This is a genomic window from Natronococcus amylolyticus DSM 10524 (assembly GCF_000337675.1).
Lineage (GTDB): Archaea > Halobacteriota > Halobacteria > Halobacteriales > Natrialbaceae > Natronococcus > Natronococcus amylolyticus.
In genome coordinates this window covers 70,470-95,957 of sequence record NZ_AOIB01000014.1, presented here as the reverse complement: position 1 = coordinate 95,957, position 25,488 = coordinate 70,470, and the positions used below count along the sequence as shown (strand labels likewise).

Genomic DNA, 25,488 nt, shown 5'->3' with positions numbered 1-25,488 from the left:
CCGCTCACTCCTCGCGGATCAACGCGACGCTGGCGAGCTTTTCGCCGGCCGGGACGGTCGCCTCCTGGGTGAGCGTGTACAACAGTCCCTCGCGACCGACGACGGCCTCCTGGAGCGCCTCGTAGGTCGTCGGATCGTACACCGTGCCGAGCACGTCGCCCTCCGAGACTGGCTGGCCGATCTCGAGGGCCGGATCCGGCCGGAACAGCCCCGAGTGGTCGGCGACGACCTGGCCGAGGTGGTTCCTGGCGAGGGTCTGCTCGCGCGCGGGAACCTCACCGGGAAGTAGTCCGAGCTGACGACAGACATCGAGCAGCCCGTCGACGCCGATCTCGACGGCGTCCTCGAGGATCTGCTTGTTGTGGGCCAGTTCGGGCGTGATCGACGGAATCCCCTCGTTGGCGGCCGCGACCCGCAGTTTGCCGGCGAACCCGCGGCGGTGCCACTCCTCGCTCGCCTCGTCGTCGGCCTCCTCCGAGAGCAGGAGGTCGGTGCCGAACGCCTCGGCCAGCGCTCGCGACTCCTCGTCGCCCTCGAGGAAGACGACGTGGGGGAGCATGTCCGGGCTCCCGGTATGGAGGTCGACGACGGCGTCGGCGTCGCCGACGTGCTCCCAGAGCCGAGCGGCCATGCGTTCGTGGAGGCTTCCGTCGGCGTTGCCCGGCCACACCCGGTTCATGTTCGGGTTGACGCTGTCGATGATCTCCGGGGTCGTGTAGGAGACCCGATCGAACGTCAGCGGGTTCGCGACGGGGACGGCGACGATCCGTCCCGACAGCGACTCGAGCGGGAGGCGGTCGTGAAACCGGCGCAACACCTCGGTGCCGTTGATCTCGCGGCCGTGCTGGGCGGCCTGGACGTACAGCGTCGGCCCGTCGTCGGCGCCGTCGTAGCTGTGTACCGTCGTCGTGATCTCGACGCCCGACGGCAACCGTGCGAGCGTCACCTCCTCGGTCGTGTGCGTTCCGGCGGTCATGGACGACCGTTTTACGCCCGGCGGTATGTACCTGCGGCAGGCGGTCACACCGTTCCGAGACCACTACCGTTTTCACCCGTCCGGCCGTCGGCCGACGTATGGGCAACGTTACTGCAACCCTGCACACGAGCGAGGGCGACATCGAGGTCGAACTCTACGACGAGCGCGCGCCGCGAACCGTCGACAACTTCGTCGGACTCGCGACGGGCGGCCAGGAGTGGACCGACCCCGAGACGGGCGAGGAGGTCGAGGACGAGCCGCTGTACGACGACGTGGTCTTCCACCGGATCATCGAGGACTTCATGATCCAGGGCGGCGACCCGACCGGAACCGGTCGTGGCGGCCCCGGCTACCAGTTCGACGACGAGTTCCACGAGGACCTGCGCCACGACGACGCCGGGATCCTCTCGATGGCCAACTCCGGACCCGACACCAACGGCTCGCAGTTCTTCATCACGCTCGGCGCCCAGCCACATCTCGACGACCGCCACGCCGTCTTCGGCAAGGTCACCGACGGGATGGACGTCGTCCGCGAGATCGGCGACGTCGAGACCGACGCCAACGACCGACCGCGCGAGGACGTCGTCCTCGAGTCGGTGTCGGTCGACTACGAGTAGGGACCCGAGCGTTTCTCTCGTTTTGCGCCCGTCGTTTCCACGGTTTCGAGCTGCTCCTGTCGATTTGATGCGCTGCTCGAGCGGATTGTTTTACCCGTCGTGTCAGATTACACCAGGTATAGATGTGTATGAGAACAACTTTCACTGATGATTTTTAATTACCGATCGATGTCTTCCGACAAGTCGGACTGCGGACGGCGAACGGGGAGTCGATCGACGCGGGGCGAACCGGCGACGGAGCGGAGCCAGGTCTACGCGGTCGAGGACGACGGCGAACTCCGTCCCAAGGAGCCCTCGGAGGTAGCTCGGGAGTGTGGCTGCGGACGAACGCACACCCGCCGAACGTTCATGGGGGCGACCGCGGCCGCCACCGGTGCGCTGACGCTCGGCTCGCAGGTCTCCGGCGTCGCGGCCGAGGAGCCCGAGGGCGACACCGTCACGATCGTCCACGACTTGCACACCCACAGCGAGATCGGCGAACCCGGCGAGCCGAACATCGCGCGCTACTGGAACGTGGTCCAGGAGCAACTCGGGGATCGGGACGACGCCGTCTTCCTCGCCAACGGGGACGAGCTCGGCTCCTCGACGATCTCGTTTTTCACCGAGGGTGAGCACAAGATCGACTTCATGAACGACATGGACCTTACCGCCGCGGGCGTCGGCAACCACGACTTCGACTACGGCGTCGAGGTCGCCGAGCAACGGTTCGCTGACAGCGAGTTCCCGTGGCTGAACTCGGCGCTGTACACGCCCGACGGCGAGCTGTTCCCCGAGACCGAGGAGTACACCACCCTCGAGATCGGCGACCTCACGGTCGGCCTGTTCAACGTCGTTCTACGGGGTTTTCATGGGATTACGGACTACCCGGACGACTACGAGCAGCGCGACCCGGTCGAGACGGCCCAGGAGATGACCCAGCTGCTTCGCGAAGAGGAGGACGCCGACGTCGTCGTCTGCTCGTCGCACACGCCCCACGAGACCCACTTCGAGCTCGCCGAGGAGGTCGACGGGCTGGACGCGATCTTCGGCTCGCACTCCCACTACACGATGGATACCGCGGAGGAATACGAAGGAACCGTCATTAGCGAAGTCGGCTACGCCTACTTCCACCTGGGCGTGATGACCCTCGACTCCGAGGGGAATCTCGTGAGCTGGGAGCGCCTCGACTTGGACGAGGACACCGAAGCCGATCCGGAGTTCAAGGAGCGCATCGAGGCCCAGTACGACGAGCTCGACGAGGAGCTCTCGGAGGTGATCGGCGAGACGGCCGTCGAACTCGACACCTCGGGTTCGATCACCTACGGCCGCGAGGCCCTGATCGGCAACCTCCTCACGGACACGATGCTCGACCTGCACCCCGACGCGCAGGTCGCCTTCCAGAACGGCGGCGGGATCCGAACGAACACCACGTACGGTCCGGGCGAACTCACCGCGGGCGACGTACTGGGAATCCTCCCGTTCGGCAACGAGGCGGTCGTCTTCGAGGCGACCGGCGAGGAGATCCTGCAGGTGCTCGAGAACCGCATCGACACGCTCCCGGACAACACCTTCGGCGCCCAGCAGGGCCAGCAGGTCGGCGGCCTCCAGTATGAGTGGAGCGGCCACGAGGAGCCCGAGGTCGGTGACGTCTACGTCGAGGGCGAACCCCTCGAGCCCGACGAGACGTACGTCGTCTCGACGACCGACTACCTCAAGAACACCGCGGAGGACTACGCACCGTTCAGCGACGCGGAGCTGCTCTGGGAGGGCGGGATCGTCCTTGGCCCCGCCGTGATGGAGTACGTCGAGGAGCACAGCCCGGTCGAGCCCGAACTCGAGAACCGCATCCTGCGGGTCGACGAGGACGTCGGGAGCTATCGAGCCGTTCGTCGGGAGGACGGCCGAACGCTGCTCTGCTTCGACGTCCCCGAGGGGGCGGCCGAGATCGGCGACGCCGAGACGTTCTTCGGCGCGACGGCCGACGTCGACGAGGACGCACCGGACCCCGTCTCCGCCGAGATCGAGGACGGCCTCCTCTGGATCGGGTACGACACCGGCGACCTCCAGCAGTTCCTCGCCACCACCGACGCCGAGGAGCTGCGGGTCTTCGGCGAGTTCGAACCCGACGAGGAACACTATGGCTACACCGACACCGACGGCGATCTCCTCGAGCTTCCCGTCGCCGCCGTCTACGACGGGTTCAAGCTCAAGGCGACGATCGACGCCGCGTCGCCGTCGCTCAGAGAGGACTGAGATCGACGGAGCCGGATCGACTCCCGGTTCGGCCGAACGATGCAACGGCTACGCTTAGGAGCATGCCCTCCCTGGCTGTCGTATGAACTGGACGGCTGCGGACGTTCCCGACCAGCGCGACCGGACGATCGTCGTCACGGGCGCCAACAGCGGGATCGGCCTCGAGACGACCCGCGAACTCGCACGCAACGGCGCTCGGGTGATCATGGCCTGTCGAAGCACCGACCGGGGCGAGCAGGCCGCACGCGAGGTCCGCCGGGACGCGCCCGACGCCGACCTTCGCGTCGAGGAGTGTGACCTGGGCGACCTCGAGTCGGTTCGGGCCTTCGCCGATCGGCTCGAGGGCAACGAGATCGACGTCCTGATCAACAACGCCGGCGTCATGGCGATCCCCCGTTCGGAGACCGCGGACGGGTTCGAAACGCAGTTCGGTGTCAACCACCTCGGCCACTTCGCGCTGACCGGCCTGCTCCTCGGGAACCTCGCGACCGACGGAGAGGAGCCCGCGCGGGTCGTCACCGTCTCGAGTGCCGTCCACGAGCGGGGCCGGATCCGCTTCGAGGATCTCCACGGCGAGCGATCCTACGACGAGTGGGAGGCCTACGCGCAGTCGAAGCTGGCGAACGTGCTGTTCGCGTACGAGCTCGAGCGTCGGTTTCTCACGGCCGGGCTGAACGCCGACAGCATGGCGGTTCACCCGGGCTACGCGGACACGAACCTGCAGTACCGAGGCCCCGAAATGCGGGGGAGTCGGCTCCGGATGGCGGCGATGAAACTCATGAACGCGGTGATCGCCCAGCCCTCGACGGACGGCGCGTTGCCGACGCTGTACGCCGCGACCGCGCCCGAGGCCGAGGGCGGCGCCTACTACGGCCCTAGCGGACTCGCGAGCATACAGGGGACACCTGAACGCCAGGCCTCCTCGAAGCGATCGTACGACGAGGAGACGGCCCGCTGGCTGTGGGCGGTCTCGAGCGACCTGACCGGTGTCACGTACGACCTCCCGGAGCCGAAAGCCGGCGTTCCGGCCCGGAGTTAATCGGCCGTTCCTCGAGCCGACCGTAACGTGAAAGACGGTTCGGCCGAATCCCTACGCAATGAGCGACGAGGAGATTACGCGCGCGAGCGACGTCGGCTCCGCGGACGCGCCGCCGGTCTCGGAGAAGCCGTACAAGATCGTCTTCGAGGCCAACAAGTGCTTCGGCGCGGGCAAATGCGCCGAGGTCAGCGACAACTGGGGGATGTCCCTCGAGTCGGGAATCGCTCAGCTGGAGGCCTACTTCTTCGGCGAGGACGACCTCGAGCACAACGTTCGGGCCGCGGAGGTCTGCCCAGCCAAGAAGGGCGACGGCTGTATCCACGTTATCGACCGCCGCACGGACGAGGAGATCGCTCCAGATCCCCACGGCGACGGCACGCTGAGCGTCGACTGGTAGCGAGGGCACAGCCCCGACGTGTCGTTCGCTCGATCAGTCCGCTTCTTCCTCCCGGAACGTCCACTCGGTCTCGAGAGCCGACGGCTCCGCGAGGGTCTGGTAGACGACGCAGTACCGCTCGGTGTACTTCTGCAGTGCGGCCTTCGTATCGTCGTCGACGTCGCCGTCGACAGTCACGTCGAGGCGGATGTCCTGGAAGCCGACGGCTGCGTCCGCGTCGACGCCCATCGTCCCGCGGAGGTCGAGGTCACCGCTAGCCTCGACGCCGATATCGACCTCGAGGCCGAAGTTCTCCGCGACGGCCTGGGCGGTGAGCTGCGAGCACGCCGCCAGCGCGCCCAGCAACAGGTCGCCCGAACAGGCCCCGGTTCCGGGACCGCCGGCGCCCTCGTGGAGTTCTGCCTCGTAGATCGCCCGGCCGATGTCTACGTTACAGCTCCGGCTGTCGTCTTGCTCCTCGCCGGTCGCGGTCAGCGTGATCTGGGCCGACTCCGGGTCCTCCTCGTACTCGGCCTTCAGCGGTTCCTGCTCCTCTTGCAAGTTACTCTCACTCATACACTCCGATAATCGGTCGCTCCTCAAATAACTACGCTCCGAGATCGGCCGCCGAAGCCAGGAACCGAGCGGACACCGAAACACACATTCCCGCCCAGTGGCTACCCTCGAGCGCACTTCTGTGCGAGGGTAGCCAAGCAGGCCAACGGCGGTGGGCTTAAGACCCGCTCCCGTAGGGGTCCGAGGGTTCAAATCCCTTCCCTCGCATGCTACCGCGAACACCCGTGAGCGGTAGCTGCGAAACGAAGGGTTCGAATCAGACCGAGGTTCTGCGAGCGGAGCGAGCAGGTTCTCGGGCGTGGTTCAAATCTCTTCCCTCGCAGTTCAAAAAACCGTCAAGCCTGCCTCGAGCGAACCGGCTACCCCGGCGCCGCCGCACGGAATATGCGAGACGCCGGAGCGCCGTTTCCCGGGTCTCGGCTCGAGGTCGCCCGCCGTCCCAGTTCCTCTCGAGGGTCGCCCGGCCGTTACGACCCCTCGACCGCCGGGAGCGTAACGAAGACCGTCGTCCCCTCGCCGGGGTCGGAGTCGACCCAGATCTCGCCGTCGTGGCGCTCGACGATCCGCTGACAGAGCGCCAGCCCGATCCCCATTCCCTCGTGCTCGCCGCGGCCGTGGAGCCGCTGGAAGACCTCGAACACGCGCTCCTGATCGTCGAGAGCGATCCCGATCCCCTCGTCGCGGACCGCGATCTTCCACGTCCCGTCCAGCCGTTCGGCGTCGACGCGGATCGTCGGCGGTTCGTCGCCGCTGTACTCGATCGCGTTCTCGAGCAGGTTCTGGAACACCTGTCGGAGCTGATCGGCGTCGCCGTTCACCCGGGGGAGGGTTTCGACCGTCACGCCGGCACCGCTTTCCTCGAGGCGGAGTTGAAGGTCGTCGAGAACGTCGTCGAGGAGCCGATCGAGATCGATCGGTTCGAAGGAGCTTCCGCCGGTTTCGACGCGAGAGTACGCGAGCAGGCGGTCGATCATGCTTCGCATCCGCTCTGCACCCTCGATAGCGAACTGCAGGAACTCCTCGCCGTCGGCGTCGAACAGCTCGCCGTAGCGGCTCTCGATGAGCTGCAGATAGCTCGAGACCATCCGCAAGGGCTCTTGCAGATCGTGGGAGGCCGCGTAGGCGAACTGCTCGAGGCGTTCGTTCGAGGTCTCGAGCTGTTCGATCGTCTCCTCGAGCTTCCGCTGGTACTCGCGGCGCTCGGTGATATCCGTGACCGTAACGACCGCACGACGCACGTCGCCGCGTTCGTCTCTGACTGGCATCCCGTGTTCCATAACAATCCGCCGTTCGCCGTCGAACGTCCGGATCTCGTAGACGTTCGGTTCGGTCACCTCTTCCCCGCGGAGCACCTGGGACATCGTCCGCTCCTCGAGTTCGACCGGCTCGCCGGAGTCGGCCCAGACGGCGGTGTACTTCTCGTACTCGGCGACGGAGTCGGCATCGAAGACGTCGCCGCCCCAGATCTCCTTTGCCGTGGCGTTCGCTCTGATCAGCGATCCCTCCCCGTCCGCGACCACGGCGCCGACGGGTAACACTCGGAACAGCGTCTCGAGTTGCCGGCGCTGGCTCTCGGCCTCGAGTTCGGCCCGTTTGCGCTCCGTGATATCGGTGAGCGCGCCGGGGAACGTCTCGGCCTCGCCCGCCCCGTCGCACTCGACGTGGCCGCGAGCGAAGACCCAGCGGATCTCGCCGTCGGCGTTTCGAACCCGGTACTCCGCTTGGTACTCGCCCCCGGTCTCGAGAGCGTCCTCGATCCGTGCGACGACCCGGTCGCGGTCGTCCTCGTGGATCGAGGACAGCACCCGCTCGAGGGGGACCCCCTTTCGGGCGCGCTCCGGGTCGAGTCCGAACGTTCGCGCGAAGGAGGCGCCGGTGACGAACGTGTCCTCGGCTACGTCCCACTCCCAGGTCCCGACCGCGCCGGCCTCGGTCGCGGCCTCGAGCTGTTCTTTGGTCTCCTCCAGATACTGCTCGCGTTCCTTGCGTTCGGTGATATCCCGGAAGTAGACCGAGATCCCGGTTTCCGAGGGATAGAGGTTTGCCTCGACCCAGAACCCGAGCGTGTCGTAGTAGAGTTCGTAGCTAGTCGCCTCCTGGGTCTCCCGCGCCGTGTGGAACGCGTCCCAGACCTCGTCGATCTCGGCGGCCGACGGAAAGACGTCCCAGAGGCGTTCGCCGAGCAGTTCGTCCGCGGAGTGCTGGAGGAGGTCCTCGGCGCGGTCGTTGACGTGGGTAAACCGGAACTCCTCGTCGACCGCGTAGAACGCGTCGGAGATCCGCCCGAAGACCTCCTCGAGTTCGCTCTCGAGCCGTTGCTCGTATCGTCGGCGCTCGGTCACGTCCCGCGTCACCTTCAGGTAGCCTCGGTGAGTGCCGTCCGCGTCCCGGACCGCCGTGATGGTAACGTTCGCCCAGAACCGCGACCCGTCAGCACGGACGCGCCACCCCTCGTCCTCGAACGAGCCGCGCTCGGTCGCCCGCTCGAGGTTCCGCTCCGGAACGCCCGCCGCGCGGTCCTCGGGCGTGTAAAAGACCGAGAACTCCTCGCCGAGGATCTCCTCGCGGTCGTACCCCTTGATCCGCTCGGCGCCCGTGTTCCAGCTGATGACGCGACCCGCCGGATCCAGTCGGAAGATGGCGTACTCCTCGATCGCGTCGACCAGGGAGCGAAACTCCTCCCTGCTCTCCCGGAGGGCGCTCTCCGAGCGTTTCCTGTCGGTAATGTCGTAGTAGAACTCGATCCGCCCGCCGGCGTAGCGGCCCGACTCGATCGGTTTGCTGTAGTGTTCGAGCCACCGACCGTCCCGACCGTCGTCCGCCGTGACGCGACACTCGAAGCGCTCGATGTAGCTGTTGTCGTCGTAGGTGGCCAGCACGGTCTCGGCGAACCGCTCCGGATCCTCGAGTTCGTGTTTTACCGTTTCCTCCACCAGCGTCCGTTTGTCGCGGCCGACGATCGCGTCCCGATCCAGTCCGAAGTACCGTTCGACGGTCTCGTCGGCCCACGCGACCTCGAACGCGTCGTCGAGGACGAACACCCCGATGTCGGCCTCGTCGAGGACGTCGGTGACGGATCCCGACGGCGCGTCCGGGGACTCGAACGTGTCCAGTCGCCGTTTCGGCTCGGTTCGGTCCCGCACCACGCCGATCGTGGCCCGAAGCTCGCCGTCGTCCGCGAGCGGATTAACTCGGAGTCCGCACGGGACGACCTCGCCGGTGGCGGCCCGAACGCCCAGTTCGAACGTTTCGCGTCCCTCGCTCGCCCCCTCCAGACGCGCCGACACCGCGTCCTCGATAGCTGAGACGTCGCCGTCGTCCAGAATCAGCGAGACGTGTTCCCCCAGGAGATCGGCCCGTTCGTAGCCCGTTATCTCGACGAGACCGTCGTTGACCGCGACGAAGGTCCCGTCCGCATCGAGTTGGTAGACGCCGTCGTCGATCGCACCGACGAGCGCCCGATACCGCTCGAGCGCCGCGTCGTCGTCGACGCTCCCCCAGAGCCGTCCGTCCCCTTCCTCGGGACTCGCTCCCGTACTCATGTCCGCGAAATGGCTACCGAAACGGATAAATTTCCTGTCGATTCCTGGTAGCAGTCCGCAAACAGCGGGCCTGCGCGACCCTCTCGACGCGGACCGATCCCGGCGGCCCGTGGATCCTGCCGTTCGCGAGTTCGACCGCCTCCGCGTCGCTCTCGCCGCCAGTCTCGAGGGACCGTGTCCGCCGCGGCGGTGATCAACCCGCTCGCCGCCCAGGTACGGCGCGTCTCAGTCCGCGTCGGATACAGCGCAGGATCCGTTACGGGCGGCCCTCGTCCAATGCCAAAAACGGGCACCGACCGGGTCTGAACCGTCGCTCCTGCTCTAACGACGGGGATTGTCGCTCGCGACGAAATCCTCGAGATACACCGGCGGCACCCGATCGATCGTGTACGTCTCGCGACCGCGTTTCGTGATCCGGTGGCCGTCCGCGAGCATCCCCGCGGCGTCGACGGCGATGACGACGGGATCGCTCGCGTGACGACGCCCGACTCGGCGGGCGGCCCCAGGGCTCTCCGAGAGGTGGACGTGCTGGCGGGACATCGGCCGCAGGCCCGACTCGCGGATCGACGCGAGGTTCTCCGGGGCGGTGCCGTGGTAGAGCTCGTCAGGCACCGGCGCGTCGATCGGCTCGAGGTCGACGTCGACTGAGTGGCCGTAGGCCGCGCGGACGCGGTCGTCGCCGTCCGTCCCATCGGTTCGCTCGAACCGCCCCTTTGGATCGGTTGCGATCACGGCCGCGACGTGCTCGGCCTCCGCCCAGTCGTAGTTCCCCTCGACAGCGGCAACCACCTCCTCGAGGGTCGTCCACCCTCGGTCGTCGAGTTCGAGACCGGCGTCCTCCGGGAAGTGTCGGAGAGCACCGCTCGTGAACTTCGAGAGGCGACGCCGCCGCGCCCCCGAAAGCAGCTCCGTCCCGCGGGCACCACAGCGCGGACAGCTCCCGTCGTCGGTCGCAAACGGGCCGTGCTCCGCGCAGGTTCGAGCTGGCTCCGTCACGAGAGGTCGGTAGCGCTCGAGAACAAAAAAGACCGTGTGCGAAGCGGCGCGTTCTACGCTACTCTCTCGCCGGTTCGAAAGGATAGATCCAGCGCGGGCGCCGAGTGGGTCAGCGACCCCATCGAGATCACGTCGACGCCCGTCGCGGCGTACTCGGGGACGTCCTCGAGCGTGATGCCGCCGCTTGCCTCCGTCAGCACGCCCCCACGGTCGGCGAGCAGGTCGACGCTCTGCCGGATCTCCGCCGGAGACAGGTTGTCGAGCAGGACGACGTCCGCACCGGCCTCCACGGCCCGGGGGGCGTCCCCCGGCGACTCGACCTCGACCTCGACCCTCGTCGCGAACGAGGCTCGCTCCCGGAATCGCGAGACGGCGTCCTCGAGGCCCAGCTCGGCGACGTGGTTGTCCTTGACCATCGCCATATGGGAGCAGTCGAGGCGGTGGGTGTCGCCCCCGCCAGCGACGACGGCTCGCTTCTCGAGACCCCGCAGGCCAGGCGTCGTCTTTCGGGTCGCGGCGATCCGGACGTCGTCCGACTCCGTGCGTGCCTCGTCGACCGCCCTGCGGGTCAGGGTTGCGATGCCCGAGGCGTGCCCGACCAGGTTCACCGCGACGCGCTCGCCTCGGAGGACCTCGCGCGTGGCCCCCTCGACGCGGAGGACCTCGTCGCCGGGCTCGATCGGCGTCCCCGCCTCGAGTGCCTCGCGGACGTCGACGCCGAGATACTCGAAGACTGCGCGGGCGGCCTCGAGCCCCGCGACGGTTCCCCGCTCTTTCGCGACGAGACGCCCGGTCGTCTCGCCGGGGACCTGGTTCGTGACGTCGTGGTGGCCGACGTCCTCGCGGAGCCAGCGCTCGACCTGCGCGTCGGTGATCATCGGGGTGCCTCCGGCTCGGCGGTCGGTCCGTCCTCGCGGACGAGGTGGTGACAGCCTCGCGATTCCCCGTTCTCGCCCGCGGCCCGCGCGATCAACAGTGCGGTGACGCAGGCGTTCCGGAGCTCATAGAGTTCGCGGGAGGTCCGGGTGCGGGTGTAAGCGTCGACCTCGCCCTTGAGCCGTCGGAGGACGGCGCTCGCACGGGCGATCTCGTCGGGGTCGCGCTCGAGGCCCAGCGAGTCGTCCATCGTCCGCTGCAGTCGGTCGAACTTCTCGGCCGCAAAGCGCTCGGGGAGGGCAGGATCGCTGTTCCGGAGTTCGGGGGCGTCGAGTATCTGTGGGTTCGCTTCGCAGCCGGCCGCAGTTTCGCCCGCCCGCAATCCCCAGACCAGCCCCTCGAGCAGGCTCGTACTCGCCAGGCGGTTTGCGCCGTGGACGCCCGTCCTGGCGCACTCGCCGACGGCGTACAGTCCTTCGAGGGTGGTTCGTCCGTGGTGGTCGACGTCGATCCCGCCACACAGGAAGTGTTCGCAGGGCGCGACCGGAATTTCGTCGCCGTCGATCCCGCGGTCGCGACAGCTCTCGGCGATGCCGGGGAACTCGTCCTCGAAACCGCCCTCGAGCGTCCGTACGTCCAGAATGACCTCGCCGGTCTCCTCGCGTTCGGTTTCGACGGCACGGGCGACGACGTCCCGGGGCGCGAGTTCGGCGTCAGGGTGGTAGTCGGGCATGAAGCGGTCGCCGTCCGCGTTCCGAAGGACGGCGCCCTCGCCGCGCAGCGCCTCCGAGAGGAGGAACGGGTCGTCGCCGGCATACGCGGTCGGATGGAACTGCACGTACTCCAGGTCCGCGACGTCGGCGCCAGCGAGCGCAGCCATCGCGATCCCGTCGCCGGTGGCGCCGTCGGGGTTCGTCGAGCGCGGGTAGAGCGCGCCGATTCCGCCCGTCGCCAGCACCGTCGCCCCGGCGTAGACGGGGTGGCCCGTCGCGTCCTCGTCGGTGAGGACGCCGTGGACGCGGCCCTCGTGGGTAATCAGCTCGAGCGCGGCGGTGTCCTGTCGAACCTCGACGCGCTCGTGGTCGTCGAGGTAGTTCAGGAACGGGCGCAGGATGTGAGTCCCGGTTGCGGCGTCGACGTGGAGGATGCGTCGCTCGGAGTGGGCCGCCTCGCGCGCGTAGTCGAACGCGCCGTCCTCGCGTTCGTCGAAGGGGATTTCGAGGGTCTCGAGGAGGACGTCCTCGACGGCCACGTCGGCCTCGTCGACGAGGACGTCGACGGCGTCGGGATCTGCGGTTCCGTCGCTGGCCGCGAGGACGTCGCGTTTCAGCGCCTCCGGGTCGCCGCGAGCGGTCGAGATGCCGCCCTGGGCCCAGTCGGTGCTGGCGTCGGCGGGTCGCTCGGCCTTCGTCACCAGCAGCACCTCTGCATCCTCGCGTGCGGCCTGCAGCGCGGCCGCACAGCCCGCGATGCCGCTGCCGACGACGAGGACGTCCGCAGTGTCGTGGGGTGGTGTCTCGGGCATCGTCGATCAGAGCTCCAGCATGCGCTCGAGTGCCAGTTCGGCCAGCTCCTTCTCTTCGGGAGCGACCTCGATCACGTTGCGCTCCCGGCCCGCGACGAGCTCCTCGAGGACCCAGGCGAGGTAGTTGGGGTCGATCTGGCGCATGGCGTTGCAGTCCATGCAGGCGTCGCCACACAGCGGGACGACCTCGACCTCGGGGTGCCAGCGCTGCAGGTGCTCGGCGAGGTGGATTTCGGTCCCGATCGCCCACGTCTCGCCGGGGGCGGCGTTGGCGACGGTCTCCCGGATCGTCGCCGTCGAGCCGACGACGTCGGCGGCCTCGACGACCTCGCGGCGACACTCGGGGTGGACGACCACGTTCGCATCGGGATGCTCCTTCCGTACTCGCTCGACGTGAGCCTCGCTGAACCGCTCGTGAACCTGGCAGTAGCCGTTCCAGAGGATCAGGTCCTTCTCGGCGACCTCGTCGTCGTCCTTTCCTTCGGGATCCCACGGATCCCACGCGACGGTCTCGTCGGCCATCCCCAGCCGGTGGGCCGTGTTCTCCCCGAGATGCTTGTCGGGCAGAAAGAGGACCTTGTCGCCGCGCTCGAGGGCCCACTCGAAGGCCTCGTGGGCGTTCGAGGACGTACAGACCAGTCCGCCCTGGCTCGCACAGAACGCTTTCAGGTCCGCGTAGGAGTTCATGTACGTGATCGGAACGATCTCGGCGTCGGGCGCGGCTGCCGTGATCTCCGCCCAGGCGGCGTCGACCTGCAGCGCCTCGGCCATCCCGGCCATCGGGCAGGACGCCTCCATACTGGGGAGAATCACGGTCTGGTCGTCGTCGGTGATGATGTCGGCGCTCTCGGCCATGAACGTCACGCCGCCGAAGATCACGTACTCGGCGTCGGCCGCGGCCGCCTCCCTCGAGAGCCCGTAGGAGTCGCCGACGAAATCGGCGTGCTCGACGATCTCCCGTCGCTGGTAGTTGTGCCCGAGGACGACGACGTCGTCGCCGAGGATCTCGAGGGCGGCCTCGATTCGCTTCGTTCGCTCGTCCTCTTCGAGACCTCGATACTCCGAGGGAAGCTGTTCGAGGTGGTCATATTTGAACAGGCTCAGGTCAGTTTCGAGCTCCGTGGTTTCTAGTTTGGCCATTTGGGTTACCTGTGGCTAGTAGCACACACCAACCACTATTGAATAACTTTTCTATTCGATATAGGACCATGCACAGGTACCATCAACTGGTTAGGGATTGGAAGGATAATACCCTTAATTGGGGCCGACGACCGGTTTTGGTCCTGGGACCGTGGGACGAGCTCAAGGTCGTGCGACAGACGAACGGCGGACTCGACGAGGAAACCCCGGAACCGAGCGGCTCGGGAGAAATTCGACGACGTGCGCTCGAGATACCGATTATGAATCGACTGCGAGAACGGATGGACCGACGGCGGAGCCGTTAGTGCGGCGGCTTCAACCCGTTTATCCGCCCTCCGCTAGCTCGGTGCGAGCGACTCGAGCGTCTGCTCGACGATCTCGTCCGAGGCGGGGTCGGGAACCACCACGATCGGGTGGTCGATCCCGGTTTCGGCGACGAGGGACTCGAGGCGATCTCGGGCGTCCTCGGGCGTCCCCGCGACGCCGAGGTCGGCGACCAGTTCGTCCGTAACCGCGTCGGCTGCCTCGCCCCTGTTTCCGTCGCGCCAGGCCTCGGCGATCCGATCGGCCTCGTCGGGGTACGCCGCGCCGACGGCCCGTCGGTACCCCTCCCCGCTGCCGACGTAGTAGGCGACGTGGCCGCGGATCGCGTCCCGGGCCGCCTCGAGGTCCTCGCTGACGGCCGCGGGAACGTACGGCGCGACGGCGATCTCCTCGGGGTCTCGGTCCCGCTCTCGGGCCGCCGCCGCAACCTCCTCGAAGGCGTCCTCGAGCCGTGAGAAGGGGATGTTGTGCGGGATCCAGCCGTCGGCGAGCCGACCGACCACCCGGCGGTTCGCGGGGCCCAGCCCGGCGTGGTAGATCGGCGTCGGCGCCTCGAGGGAGGGGAAGTCCTTCGCCTCGAGCAACTCGCCGTCGTACTCGACCCGACCCTCTCCCGCGGTGAACGCGCGGACGAGCTCGATGGTCTCGTGGGCGCGCCGCACGGGACGGTCGAACGCCTCGCCGTGGAGGTCCTCGATCGATTTCTTCGTGCTCGTGCCGACTCCGAGAACGAACCGACCGTCCGAGACCCGCTGCAACGAGGCGGCGGTCATCGCGAGGACGGCCGGCGAACGCGAGTAGACGTTCAGAATCGCCGACCCGATCCCGAGTTCGTCGGTTCGGGTGGCGATCTCGGTCGCCCGGACGACGCCGCTCTCGCCCCACAGCTCGGGCAGCCAGACGTCGTCGTATCCCAGCTCCTCGGCGCGAACGGCGACGTCGGCCTCCGAGAGCTCGTCGGTGCTCGTCGTTAACAGTCCCGTGTCCATGGAGGATCCGACGAGGGGCGGGGACAAAAGCGTCGGTGCCGTCGCCGGGATCGACGCAGCGTCGCCCCGTCGGCTCAGAACAGCCCCGACGAGGGCAACAGCCAGACGCCGACGCCGATCGCGAGCAGACCGCCGACCAGCCAGGGCAGCTGTCGCTTCACCAGCAGCCGCGCCGTCCCCTCCTGGCCGGAGTCCGAGACGACGAACGCCGGCGTTCCGTCGCCGTCGCTCACGACCGCGCTCACGTCACGCATCATCTCCCGGGCGTCGACGTCGTAGCTCGACTGGCCGAACACGTACGCCTCGCCGCCGGGCTCGAGCCGACGTTCGTGATACCGTCGATCGTTTCCGGTCGCGAGCTCGACCACCTTCAGATCGAGCGAGGTGTTCTCCGACTCGAGGTCGGACTCGTGGGCGAGAAACTCCCGAATCGGCTCGGGTTCGGGCTCGCCGCCGCCGACCTCGATCGTCGTGTCGGTCGACAGCGCAAGCTCGGCGCCCGCAGGCTCGACCCGGATGCTCGCGGTCTCGTCCTCGAGCCGGAACACCGTCGCATCCCGTCCCTCGTCGACGGTCTTCCACGAGGAGTTCTTCCCGCTCGAGCGGTACTCTTCGACCTCGTACTCGTAGGCAATCGCGTCCGTCCCCGTAATCGGTGCCCGAAGCGAGTCGCCGAGCGACGTCGCGGTTCCCTCGATCTCGACCGGCCCCTCGGCGCGCTCGACCGCGACAATGTCGTCGGTCTCGCCCCGGTAGACGTGGTAGGCCGGCCTGAGCTTCAACAGCCCAATCGCGAGGGCGATGAGTCCGCCGAGGACGAGCAGTGGGCCGAACATGCGTCCGTATCGTCGCGAGATGACAATAATGATACCGGTACGGAAAGCGACACGTTGGCGCAGGGGTTGCCCCCGGATGCGCTACTCGTGGCGCAGCGCCTCGATCGGATCTACGCGGGCGCCCCGCCAGGCGGGGTAGAGCCCGGAGACGACCCCCACGCCGGTCCCGACGGCGACCGCGATAGCGACCCACTCGAGCGGGTAGACCATCGGCCAGCCGAGCAGCCACACGCCGAGGTAGCCGAAGCCGAGGCCGGCGGCGACGCCGACGACCGCGCCGATCACGCCGAGGACCACCGACTCGACGAGAAACAGCTGCATAATATCGCGCTTCGTGGCGCCGACGGCCTTCATGATCCCGATCTCCCGGGTTCGCTCGGTGACGCTGACGATCATGATGTTGGCGATCCCGATCGAGCCGACGACGAGCGCGATCCCGGCCACGGCGCCGATGAACACCGTGAGCTGTCCGACGAGGTCGTCGAACTGCTCGATCGCGTCCTCGACGGTTTGGACGGCAATCTCGTCGTCGTCCCCTTTCAGCTCCGCGGCGTGGGACTCCTCCTCGAGGTAGTCGACGGCGGTCTCCTGAACCGGGTCGACGTCGTCGAGTCCCTCGGCGCCGATCTGGAGGGTCGGGTACGCCCGCTCTTCGTCGCCGTCGGGCGTCTCGACGGTCGTCGTGTAGTGTTCGTCCGCGGGAACGAACACCTGGGGCGGCGTCTGCTCGCCGAGCTCGCTCTCGACGACGCCGGTGACCGTCACGGTCGTCGTCTCGCCGTCCTCGAAGGTGAGCTCGAGTTCGTCGCCCACCGAGACGTTCCCCTCGAAGGCCTGGCCGGCCTGCTCGTTGACGACCGCCTCGTCCGCGCCGTCGAACGGCCCGCCGTCGACGAACGTCGCGTGTTCGAACCGGTCGGCCGTGGTCGCCTGGGCGTCGACGACGCCCGTCAGCTGTTCGCCACCGGACTCCGCCTGCACGACGTCGAGGGATCCCTGTGGCGCGACGTACTCGACTCCTTCCCGCTGCTCGAGCGCGTCGACGTCGCTCTCGGTGTAGATCGGCGTCTCGACGAGCATGACGCCGAACCCGTCCTCCGGCGTGGTCTGGGTCTGGACCGTCATCGCGGGCTCCTGCTCGGCCTCGATGTCACCGACGATGTCCTCGGAGAACCCGCCACCGAGCACCATGAACGTGATGACGGCGGCGATGCCGATGATGACGCCCAGCGTCGTCAGCGCCGACCGCAGCTTGTGGGCTCTGATCGAGCGCCAGCTGATCCGCAGGCTCTCCCGGAGGTTCATGCCTCACCCTCCCCCGTCGACCGTCGGTTCCCCGCCCCGCCCGCCGCTTGCTCGCGGGCGGTCACGTCACGGGCGTCGCTCAGGTGCTCGAGGGACTCGATCTCGCCGTCGAGCAGGTTGACGACGTGGTCAGCGTACTCGGCGACCGCCCGCTCGTGGGTGACCAGCAGGATCGTCGCGCCCGCCTCGTTGAGTTCGACCAGCAGCTCCATGATCTCGGCTTCGGTCTCCGTGTCGAGGTTTCCCGTCGGCTCGTCGGCCAGCACCAGCGTCGGCTCGTTCGCCAGCGCCCGCGCGAGGGCGACCCGCTGGCGCTGGCCGCCCGAGAGCTCGCTTGGCTCGTGTTCGAGACGGTCGCCGAGACCGACTCGCTCGAGCAGGCTCCGCGCGCGCTCCTGTCGATCGGCCTCGACGCCGTCGTGGAACACCATCGGCAGCCGGACGTTCTCGACGGCGGTCAGCCGCGGCATCAGGTTGAACGTCTGGAAGACAAATCCGATCTCGGTACCCCGCAGCCGCGCCCGTTCGGCATCGGACAGCTCCCCGACCGAGTGTCCGCCGACCTCGATCCGTCCCTCGTCTGGCGTGTCGAGACAGCCGACGAGGTTCATCAGCGTCGATTTCCCGGAGCCGCTCGGCCCCATAACGGCCGTGAACGAACCCTTACCCAGCGACAGCGAGACGCCGTCGATAGCGTGAACCGGCTCGGCGAGGTGGTACGTTCGGCGGACGCTCTCGGCCGTTACCGCGGCCGCCCCCGGACCAGTGTCGTGTGCCACCATCTGTCATTGGGTGTACACGACTTGTCGTCTTAACCCTTACAACATGATCGTCTTCCGACGTGTTCGATGGCCCCCGACGGAACCGATCGGTCGGCGCGTCGCCGACTCCCAACGGCTCCCGCAGCGGCGTCGCGGATCGGCCCGTTACCCCTCGAAGACGACCTCGCCGTCGACCATCGTCGTCGCCACGTCGATCCCGTCGATCCGCTCCGGCTGGGCCCACGGCGAGTCCTCGAGGACGACCAGATCGGCTCGCATACCGACCTCGAGCGTTCCCAGCCGGTCCTCGTCGAACCCGGCGTAGGCCGCTCCTCGAGTATAGGCCCGGATCGCCTCGGTCACGGAGAGCCGCTGGGCCTCGGTCGGCGCGTTCACCGCGTGGTGGATCCCTAACAGCGGATCCAGCGGCATACAGTCGGATCCGAAGGCGAGGGGGATCCCGTGTTCGAGGACCCGACGAAGGCGGTTCGTCCGGTTCCGTCGCTCCCGGCCGAGCCGCTGGTCGTAGAGGCCCCCCTCGCCGGCCCACTGGTGGAAGTTCGGCTGTATCGAGGCGACGATGCCCGCCTCCGCCATCCGCTCGAGCTGGTTGTCAGTCGCTAGCTCGAGGTGTTCGATCCGGTGGCGCGAGCCGCCGGGATCGGCGGTCGTCTCGAGTGCCGACAGCGCCTCCTCGATCGCCTCGTCGCCGATGGCGTGGGCGGTCACCTGAAAGCCCGCGCCGTCGGCCCGCTCGACGATCTCCTCGAGTTCGTCGGGGGTGATGACCCACTCGCCGTCGTCCCCGGGAACGGGTTCGGCCTCGCTCTCGTCGGGCTCGTAGGGCTCGAACAGCTTCGCCGTCCGCGCGCCGATGCTGCCGTCGGTGTAGGTCTTGATCGCGCCCGTCCGCACCCGGTCGCTGCCCGCGTTCGTCGCGAGCCCGACCTCGATCGCGCTCTCGAGGTGGTCGGCCCAGTAGTTGATCCGCACCCGGATCGGCAGCTCGCCCGCGGCCTCGAGGTCGCGGTACACCTGCGGTGAGCGGGAGTTGCGAACCATGTCGTGGACGGCCGTCACGCCCTTCTCGGCCGCTCGCTCGAGGCCCGACGTGACGAGTTCTCGGGTCTCGTCGTAGCCGGGCGCGATGTGCTCGCGAACCCGCTCGGCGGCGTCCTCGACGACGACCCCGGTGGGCTCCCCGCCCGCGCGGCGAACGTCGTCCTCGGGGAGTTCACCTTCGAGTTCCCGAAGGGCAACGGAGTTCAGCGACGCGGCGTGCATGTCGATCCGCAGGGCGACGACGGGACGGTCCTCGCTCACCTCGTCGAGCTGCTCGCGGGTGAGGTAGCCGTCGTCGCCGTCCCACTCGCTCTCGTCGTAGCCGAAGCCCTGCACCCACCCGGATTCCGTCTCCGCGGCCCGCTCGGCGAGGCGGTCCAGACAGTCCGCCGCGTCGTCGGCGTCCGAGAGGTCGGCGTGGACCAGGTATCGGCCCGCGTTCTCGACGTGGGTGTGGGCGTCGACGAAGCCCGGGAGCACGACCCGCCCCTCGCAGTCGATCCGCTCGGTCTCGACGCCCTCGAGGAACTCGATTTCGTACGTGTCGCCGACGCGGACGACCTCGCCGTCCCGGACGGCCAGCGCCTCCTCGGGGTCAGGTTCGGCCTCCCCGTCACCGTCGTCCTCGCCCGCGAGCGTGTAGATCCGCGCGTTCGTCACCACCAGATCGGCAGCCTCGGTCATAGGTAAAATCCTACACGCGAGGAGCAAAACGATAGTGGTCGCCGTCTCGAGAACGTCTCGCTGCGAGCCAACCCTGTCAGGCCAGAATCTAGTAGTATCCTGGAATCGAAGATACACGCATGCCAAGCCGCGAGAACCGGGCAATCATGGCCTCCTTCGGCGTGTTCGTGCTTGCCCTCGCCGTCCTCGCGGTTTTCGAGGGGACGCTCGGCGTCCCGGTCGGCGACGGCCCGCTCGCCGCACTCGCGTTCGCCGTTGCGATCGTCCTTCCACAGCTGTACCTCGCGCTGACGGACGACGAGGTCGCGTCCCGAACCAGGCTGGGGGTTGCCGCCGTCCTCGCGGGGCTGTTCGCGGTCGGGTTCGTCGCGGCGCCGACCGGAACGCCGTCACTGCTTCTGTTCGGCGCCGCGGGGATCGCGCTACTGGTCGTCTGCCGGCGCGAGATCCAGGCGGCTTACCGAGAGTCGATCGGGAGCGGCAATGCGAACGACGACACCGCATCCCGACGGTAGTCGAGGCGATCAGCAATCCTTAGGGCCGGGCCGCGTGTTGGCCCCACTATGACAGATCCCGCGTCCCTCGCCGACAGGGTCCAGGAGGGGGAGCTTCGCATCCACGAACTCGAGGCCGAGGCCGACTTCGACACCGCCGCCGAGGCCCGCCGGCTGCTCGTCGAGCGCGAGACCGACGCCGACCTCGAGACGATCGGCGACTACGCGTTCCCGGCCGAACGAGCCGAACCGAACATCGAGAACATGATCGGTGCGGCACAGATTCCGTTAGGTATCGTCGGCCCCGTCGCCGTCTCCGGCGGCGCCGCCGACGGCGACCACTACCTTCCGCTGGCGACGACCGAGGGCGCGCTTTTAGCGTCGGTCAACCGCGGGCTCTCGGTGATCGGATCCGCGGACGGCGCCGACGCCCGCGTCACGAAGAACGGAATGACCCGCGCCCCCGTGTTTCGGGTCGACGGCGTCGCCGAGGCCGCCGAGACCGTCGAGTGGCTCGAGGCCAACCTCGAGGCGCTTCGCGAGGCGGCCGAATCGACGACGAGCCACGGCGAGTTGCTGGGGGTCGAACCGTACGTCGTCGGCGACTCGGTCTACCTGCGCTTTGCCTACGACACGAAGGACGCGATGGGGATGAACATGGCCACGATCGCGACCGAGGTGGCCTGCGAGGTCGTCGAGAGCGAGACGCCGGCCTCGCTGGTCGCGCTCTCGGGCAACCTCTGTTCGGACAAGAAGCCCGCGGCGATCAACGCCGTCGAGGGGCGGGGTCGGTCGGTTACCGCCGACGTCGTGATTCCCGGCGAACTCGTCGAGGACCGCCTGCACACCACCGCCGAAGCGATCGTCGAGGCCAACACCCGGAAGAACCTCGTCGGGAGCGCGAAGGCCGGCAGCCTGGGCTTCAACGCCCACGCCGCCAACGTCGTCGGCGCCGCCTTCCTCGCGACCGGCCAGGACGAGGCCCAGGTCGTCGAGGGCGCGAACGCGATCACGACGATGGACACCCGAAACGCGGAGGACGGCGCGACCGACCTCTACGCCTCGGTCTCGCTGGCCTCGCTCGAGGTCGGCACCGTCGGCGGCGGTACCAAGCTCCCCACGCAGTCGGAGGCCCTCGACGTCCTCGGACTTCGAGGCGGAGGCGACCCCGCGGGCTCGAACGCCGACGCCCTGGCGGAGATCATCGCCGTCGCGGCACTCGCGGGCGAACTCTCGCTTCTCGCGGCGCTGGCGTCGAACCACCTCGCGAGCGCCCACGAGGACCTCGGGCGGTAGCGCCAGGGGAATCGAACCCGTTTTCGCACCGCGTGAACCGTCTCTCGAGTCGCTTCGCTCGACTGAGAGCGTATCTACTGATATATGTGTTGGCATACCACTAAGAAAGCCGAGCGCGAAGGGTAGAAACGATCGATCGCATGTCTACAGATTCGCTGCGCGTAATCATCGTCGGCGGCGGACGCGTCGGCTACCGCGCGGGCCGACTGCTCGACGGGTACGGCCACGAGGTCGTCGTCATCGAACGGAATCCGTCCCGCTGTGCGGAGATCGACGAACACTTCCCGACCGTGATCGAGGCCGACGCGACGCTGCCGCCTGTGCTTCGAGAGGCCGACCCGGCGGCGAGCGAGACGATCGCCGCGCTGACGGAGGACGGCGCGACGAACCTGGCGGTTTGCCTGGCGGCCCAGCGAATGAACGAGTCGATCTACACGATCCTGCGAACGGATACCGAGTCCAGACACGAGTACGGCGAACTGGTCGATAGCGTCGTCTACCCCGAGGCGGCCGGGGCGAGGCTCATCGCGAACGAGATCGTCGGCAACGCGCCCCGCGTCTTCAACGCGCTGACCGGGGACATCGAGATCGTTCGCGTAAAGGTTGGGGAGGACGCCCCGCTCGTCGGGGAGACCCTCGCCGACGCGCCTCTCCCCGAGGGCTGTCTTGTCATCACCGATGCGGACGCCAGCCACGTCGCCAGGCCCGACACGATCCTCGAGGCGAACCACCAGTATGTCGTCGCGGTCGATCCCGACGACCTGGACGAAGTGGCAATGCTTCTCTCGGGGACGGTCAAAACGGTTGGAACCGGCCCCTGATCCGCGAGCCCCGCCGAAAACTCGTCTCACAACGCTACTGCGGCAGCGTCGGCCCGTCGGCCCGTGCTCGGACCGTCGCGACCGCGACGTACCCCCCGCCGACGGCGAGCAGCAGGTAGCCGCCGAGCACCCCGAACCCGCTCGAGGCGACGGCGACGACTCCCAGTCCGATTCCGGCGACACCGTAGGCGGCGGTGAAGTCTCGTCGGCCGTACGCGCCGTGGAGGACCGCGAGGGCGCCGAACGTCAGGGCGAACGCACCGACCGCGAGTGTCGTGGTGTCGACGCCGAGCAGCGAATCGCCGACGGCGGCGCCGTAGACCAGCGCCGCGATCGCAACCACCGTCCCGACGCCGATCGTCACTGCCTGCACGTCGACCGTCTCGTCCATTGTCGTTTCGTACCCTCTGAGGATGCAAAGAACTGCCGCTCGAGGGCCGTGGCTGTGGAGCAGGGCGCCGCGCTCAAAGACGCCGGTACCGCCCTCGGCTCTCGCTGACCTCGCCGCGTCTGGTCAGTTTCTCGAGGGCGTCCTCGACGTAGCCGGCCGACACGCCGCGTTCGCTCGCGTAGTCGGCGACCTCCGCTTCGGTCGGTCGCTCGAGTTCCGCCAGCGCCCGCTCGACGATTTCCTTCTTGCTGCCGCTGTTCGTCGAACCGCGGGGGTCGCGCTCGCCCGCCGCTTCGAGTTCGTCGGTGTCCAGTCCCGACGCCTCGAGGTACTCCTCGTCGTCGACGACGCCGTCAGCGACATCGCCCTCGAGATCGGAAAAGGAATCTAGCTTCGCGAAGGCTTCGCCCTCCCCCTGGCGGTTCGCCAGCATCGAGGCCCGGACGTCGCGAGCGTGGTCGGCGTCGTCGGTCTCGACGAACTTCTTGCGCTTCTCGTAGGCCTTCCTGGAACCGCAGCGGGGACACTGGGTCGTCTCGGAGCGGCCCTCGATCATCCAGAGGTGCGAACAGTCGCTGCAGCCGACGACGGCGTACATGCTAGCTCGAGATGGGATCGGACCGCAGTTCAAAGTTCGGTACGCGGAGCGAAAGTGATAGTTGAGGCGTACTACTATTAGCTCCGCCCTCGCCTCTCGAGACGTATGGAACGCGTGTCCCTTTCCGACAGCGAGACCTCGGAAGCCGCCGACGGCGTCCACCTCGCGATCATGGCCGGCGCCGAGGAGATGAACGTCCAGCACTTCGAGATCGAGCCGGGTGCCGCCGTCGAGGAGCACAGCCACCCCCACGAACAGACGGGGTTCATCTACGAGGGCGAGCTGACCTTCCACAGCGACGGGGACGAGACCGTCTGCGGTCCGGGCGACTCCTACGCGATTCCGGGCGACCAGCCCCACGCCGCCGAGAACCGCGGCGACGAGACGGTTCGGGGCGTCGACATCTTCAGCCCGCCCCGCGAGAACCCGACCTGGCAGGAGTAGCGAAGGCACGGCCGACCGGCTCGTTCTCCGACGATACCGCTCGACAGCGGCGACACCGGTTTCGCTCGAGGCTCGAGGGGGCAGCTTTCAGCCAGCCCACACCATAACAACATCTTCGATAGAATTATTAAGAGTTACTAATTCACTAGCATCACATGCCAAATATTCGGAACACGGAGACGGAATCGCTGCTCGACGACCGCGCGGAACCGTGGATCGCGTTCGCCCGAATTTTCGCGGGTTTTCTCCTGCTGTACGAACTGACCCTCGGCGGCTGGTGGAAACTCGGCTGGATCACGACTGGGCCGAATCCCGAGTGGGTCGGTGCCGACGCCGGCGCGGAGGTGTACGGGGTCTCCGAACAGGCGATCGAGGAGGGCACGTTTGGCTGGTTCGCGGCGCTGCTCGAGGCCGTCGTCCTCCCGGCTCCCGAGCTCTGGACCGTCCTCGCGCTGGCGGCACAGATCGCCACCGCCGTCGGACTGATTCTCGGTCTCTGGACGCGCCCGGCAGCCCTGCTCGGCATCGTCTACTTCCTCCCGGTGTTTCACCTCGGGATGATCAGGACGTCGCCGCTGTTTACCGTCCCGATCGCGTTCGCGTTCGTGGCGAACGCCGGACGGTACTACGGGCTCGACGCCGTCCTCTGGAACCGTTCGGACGTGCTCGGCCGGCTCACGCGGGCCGTCAACGCCTCGCTGCCGATCCGTCGCGCCTGGTACCCGCCGCTGGCTGCGGCAGTCGCCGTCGTCGGGGCGTACTACCTGCTCTCGATTCCGGAGACTGTCGACACCCGCGTCCACCTCACGAGCCTCGAGCTGACCGTCTTCGCCGGACTCGTCGCCGGGGGACTCTCGTACGTCTATCGCGGAGCGAACCCGATGGCAGTCGCCGCAGACGTGCTCCGGGTCTTCGTCGGCTACCGGTTCCTCCAGGAGATCGTCGTCCGATCCGAGCCGGGCGCGAACGCCCTCCCGGGCTGGGCGAGCGCCGACGCCCAGGCCGAGGTGTTCGAGGGGATCGCCGCATCCCACGTCGCACCGGTGAGCGCGTTCATCGAACTGGCGGTGCTGCCGGCGATGAGCGCGTGGGTCCTCGCGTTCGCCGCGGTTCAGACCGTGATCGGAATCGCACTACTCGTCGGCTATCGCACGCGAGTCGCGGGGGTCGCCGCCGTCGGCTATCTCACGCTGCTGACGGCGCTTGGACTCGTTCGCCTCGCTCCCCTCGTCTTCGCGAGCGCGATCGTCGCCGCCACTCTCGCCGGCCGTCACGCGAGCCTGGATGCCGTCGCCGGGCGCGTCTCCCGACCGCCAGCGATTCCGGCTCGAGGCTCGCTCCCGGCGGCAACGGTCGCCGTCGCGTTCCTGGGCGGCGCCGCCGCGATCGGAATCGATCCCGAGGTCGGCTACGGCGAGGTCGCCGGCCCGGTCGCGCTGGTGATGTTCGCCTTCGGACTCCTCGCGTTCGCGTTCGTCTCTCGGCCGTCCGCGGCGTTCGCGTCGGACGTCTCCCCGACGGACCGGATCCCAGGCGACGACTAACGAGCGTCGGACCATTCCTCCCCAACTGACGAATACCACGGAGT

At 67.9% G+C, this 25,488-nt stretch carries 23 protein-coding genes and 1 tRNA gene; 10 read left to right on the top strand and 14 right to left on the bottom strand.

Annotated features, from left to right (window positions below; all coding sequences use genetic code 11):
* Positions 1 to 4: 4 nt before the first annotated feature.
* Positions 5 to 976: a succinylglutamate desuccinylase/aspartoacylase family protein gene (locus tag C491_RS05200; protein WP_005554320.1), complete on the bottom strand. Its 972-nt coding sequence runs from the start codon at positions 974 to 976 to the stop codon at positions 5 to 7.
* A gap of 98 nt (positions 977 to 1,074) precedes the next feature.
* Between C491_RS05200 and C491_RS05195 the strand changes: the two genes are divergently transcribed.
* The 4 genes from C491_RS05195 (at position 1,075) to C491_RS05180 (ending at position 5,261) form a co-directional block, all read left to right on the top strand.
* Positions 1,075 to 1,593, top strand: a complete 519-nt coding sequence (locus C491_RS05195; RefSeq protein ID WP_005554319.1) for a peptidylprolyl isomerase — start codon at positions 1,075 to 1,077, stop codon at positions 1,591 to 1,593.
* Positions 1,594 to 1,761: 168 nt separating this feature from the next.
* A complete protein-coding gene (locus C491_RS05190) occupies positions 1,762 to 3,825 on the top strand; it encodes a bifunctional metallophosphatase/5'-nucleotidase (RefSeq protein WP_005554318.1) in 2,064 nt (687 codons plus the stop codon).
* Positions 3,826 to 3,907: 82 nt separating this feature from the next.
* Positions 3,908 to 4,864: an oxidoreductase gene (locus tag C491_RS05185; protein WP_005554317.1), complete on the top strand. Its 957-nt coding sequence runs from the start codon at positions 3,908 to 3,910 to the stop codon at positions 4,862 to 4,864.
* Positions 4,865 to 4,922: 58 nt separating this feature from the next.
* Complete coding sequence (locus C491_RS05180; protein WP_005554316.1) at positions 4,923 to 5,261, top strand: ferredoxin; 339 nt, start codon at positions 4,923 to 4,925, stop codon at positions 5,259 to 5,261.
* 33 nt (positions 5,262 to 5,294) lie between these two features.
* Here the strand turns inward: C491_RS05180 and C491_RS05175 are convergent, their stop codons facing one another.
* The gene (locus C491_RS05175) at positions 5,295 to 5,816 is read right to left on the bottom strand and encodes an OsmC family protein (protein WP_005554315.1); all 522 of its coding nucleotides are present in this window, start codon (positions 5,814 to 5,816) and stop codon (positions 5,295 to 5,297) included.
* A 123-nt stretch (positions 5,817 to 5,939) separates the two neighbouring features.
* Here C491_RS05175 and C491_RS05170 point away from each other — a divergent pair.
* Positions 5,940 to 6,023, top strand: a tRNA-Leu gene (locus C491_RS05170).
* A gap of 260 nt (positions 6,024 to 6,283) precedes the next feature.
* On the opposite strand, the gene C491_RS05165 is transcribed toward C491_RS05170, so the two are convergent.
* The 10 genes from C491_RS05165 to C491_RS05120 form a co-directional block, all read right to left on the bottom strand.
* A complete protein-coding gene (locus C491_RS05165) occupies positions 6,284 to 9,358 on the bottom strand; it encodes a PAS domain-containing sensor histidine kinase (RefSeq protein ID WP_005554314.1) in 3,075 nt (1,024 codons plus the stop codon).
* A 321-nt stretch (positions 9,359 to 9,679) separates the two neighbouring features.
* Entirely contained in the window at positions 9,680 to 10,354 is a 675-nt protein-coding gene (locus C491_RS05160) for an RNA 2'-phosphotransferase (RefSeq protein WP_005554313.1), read from the bottom strand.
* A 53-nt stretch (positions 10,355 to 10,407) separates the two neighbouring features.
* The gene (nadC, locus tag C491_RS05155) at positions 10,408 to 11,232 is read right to left on the bottom strand and encodes a carboxylating nicotinate-nucleotide diphosphorylase (protein WP_005554311.1); all 825 of its coding nucleotides are present in this window, start codon (positions 11,230 to 11,232) and stop codon (positions 10,408 to 10,410) included.
* Positions 11,229 to 12,755: an L-aspartate oxidase gene (locus tag C491_RS05150; RefSeq protein WP_005554309.1), complete on the bottom strand. Its 1,527-nt coding sequence runs from the start codon at positions 12,753 to 12,755 to the stop codon at positions 11,229 to 11,231. The genes nadC and C491_RS05150 overlap by 4 nt, the downstream gene beginning before the upstream one ends.
* Before the next feature lie 6 nt (positions 12,756 to 12,761).
* Positions 12,762 to 13,895, bottom strand: coding sequence for a quinolinate synthase NadA (gene nadA, locus C491_RS05145; RefSeq protein ID WP_005554308.1), 1,134 nt, complete (start codon positions 13,893 to 13,895; stop codon positions 12,762 to 12,764).
* A 338-nt stretch (positions 13,896 to 14,233) separates the two neighbouring features.
* Entirely contained in the window at positions 14,234 to 15,208 is a 975-nt protein-coding gene (locus C491_RS05140; protein ID WP_005554307.1) for an LLM class flavin-dependent oxidoreductase, read from the bottom strand.
* A 74-nt stretch (positions 15,209 to 15,282) separates the two neighbouring features.
* Positions 15,283 to 16,044: a GIDE domain-containing protein gene (locus C491_RS05135; protein WP_005554306.1), complete on the bottom strand. Its 762-nt coding sequence runs from the start codon at positions 16,042 to 16,044 to the stop codon at positions 15,283 to 15,285.
* 81 nt (positions 16,045 to 16,125) lie between these two features.
* Complete coding sequence (locus C491_RS05130) at positions 16,126 to 17,349, bottom strand: ABC transporter permease (protein ID WP_005554305.1); 1,224 nt, start codon at positions 17,347 to 17,349, stop codon at positions 16,126 to 16,128.
* Positions 17,346 to 18,131, bottom strand: a complete 786-nt coding sequence (locus tag C491_RS05125; RefSeq protein ID WP_005554304.1) for an ABC transporter ATP-binding protein — start codon at positions 18,129 to 18,131, stop codon at positions 17,346 to 17,348. Before C491_RS05125 ends, C491_RS05130 begins: the two co-directional genes overlap by 4 nt.
* 144 nt (positions 18,132 to 18,275) lie before the next feature.
* Positions 18,276 to 19,856 carry an amidohydrolase gene (locus C491_RS05120; protein ID WP_005554302.1) on the bottom strand — a complete coding sequence of 527 codons (1,581 nt, stop codon included), beginning with the start codon at positions 19,854 to 19,856 and terminating at the stop codon, positions 18,276 to 18,278.
* Positions 19,857 to 19,975: 119 nt separating this feature from the next.
* On the opposite strand from C491_RS05120, the gene C491_RS05115 reads away from it, so the two are divergent.
* The 3 genes from C491_RS05115 (at position 19,976) to C491_RS05105 (ending at position 22,467) form a co-directional block, all read left to right on the top strand.
* Entirely contained in the window at positions 19,976 to 20,371 is a 396-nt protein-coding gene (locus C491_RS05115) for a hypothetical protein (protein ID WP_005554301.1), read from the top strand.
* 48 nt (positions 20,372 to 20,419) lie between these two features.
* The gene (gene hmgA / locus C491_RS05110; protein WP_005554300.1) at positions 20,420 to 21,646 is read left to right on the top strand and encodes a hydroxymethylglutaryl-CoA reductase (NADPH); all 1,227 of its coding nucleotides are present in this window, start codon (positions 20,420 to 20,422) and stop codon (positions 21,644 to 21,646) included.
* Positions 21,647 to 21,786: 140 nt separating this feature from the next.
* The gene (locus tag C491_RS05105; protein WP_005554298.1) at positions 21,787 to 22,467 is read left to right on the top strand and encodes a potassium channel family protein; all 681 of its coding nucleotides are present in this window, start codon (positions 21,787 to 21,789) and stop codon (positions 22,465 to 22,467) included.
* A 34-nt stretch (positions 22,468 to 22,501) separates the two neighbouring features.
* Here the strand turns inward: C491_RS05105 and C491_RS05100 are convergent, their stop codons facing one another.
* Both C491_RS05100 and C491_RS05095 read right to left on the bottom strand, forming a co-directional pair.
* Positions 22,502 to 22,858, bottom strand: coding sequence for a hypothetical protein (locus tag C491_RS05100; RefSeq protein ID WP_005554295.1), 357 nt, complete (start codon positions 22,856 to 22,858; stop codon positions 22,502 to 22,504).
* Between the two features lie 73 nt (positions 22,859 to 22,931).
* A complete protein-coding gene (locus C491_RS05095) occupies positions 22,932 to 23,456 on the bottom strand; it encodes a DUF5817 domain-containing protein (RefSeq protein WP_005554294.1) in 525 nt (174 codons plus the stop codon).
* Between the two features lie 105 nt (positions 23,457 to 23,561).
* On the opposite strand from C491_RS05095, the gene C491_RS05090 reads away from it, so the two are divergent.
* Positions 23,562 to 23,900, top strand: coding sequence for a cupin domain-containing protein (locus C491_RS05090; RefSeq protein ID WP_005554293.1), 339 nt, complete (start codon positions 23,562 to 23,564; stop codon positions 23,898 to 23,900).
* Between the two features lie 155 nt (positions 23,901 to 24,055).
* On the top strand, positions 24,056 to 25,444 hold the full coding sequence (locus tag C491_RS05085; protein ID WP_005554292.1) for a DoxX family protein: 1,389 nt from the start codon (positions 24,056 to 24,058) through the stop codon (positions 25,442 to 25,444).
* Positions 25,445 to 25,488 lie beyond the last annotated feature (44 nt).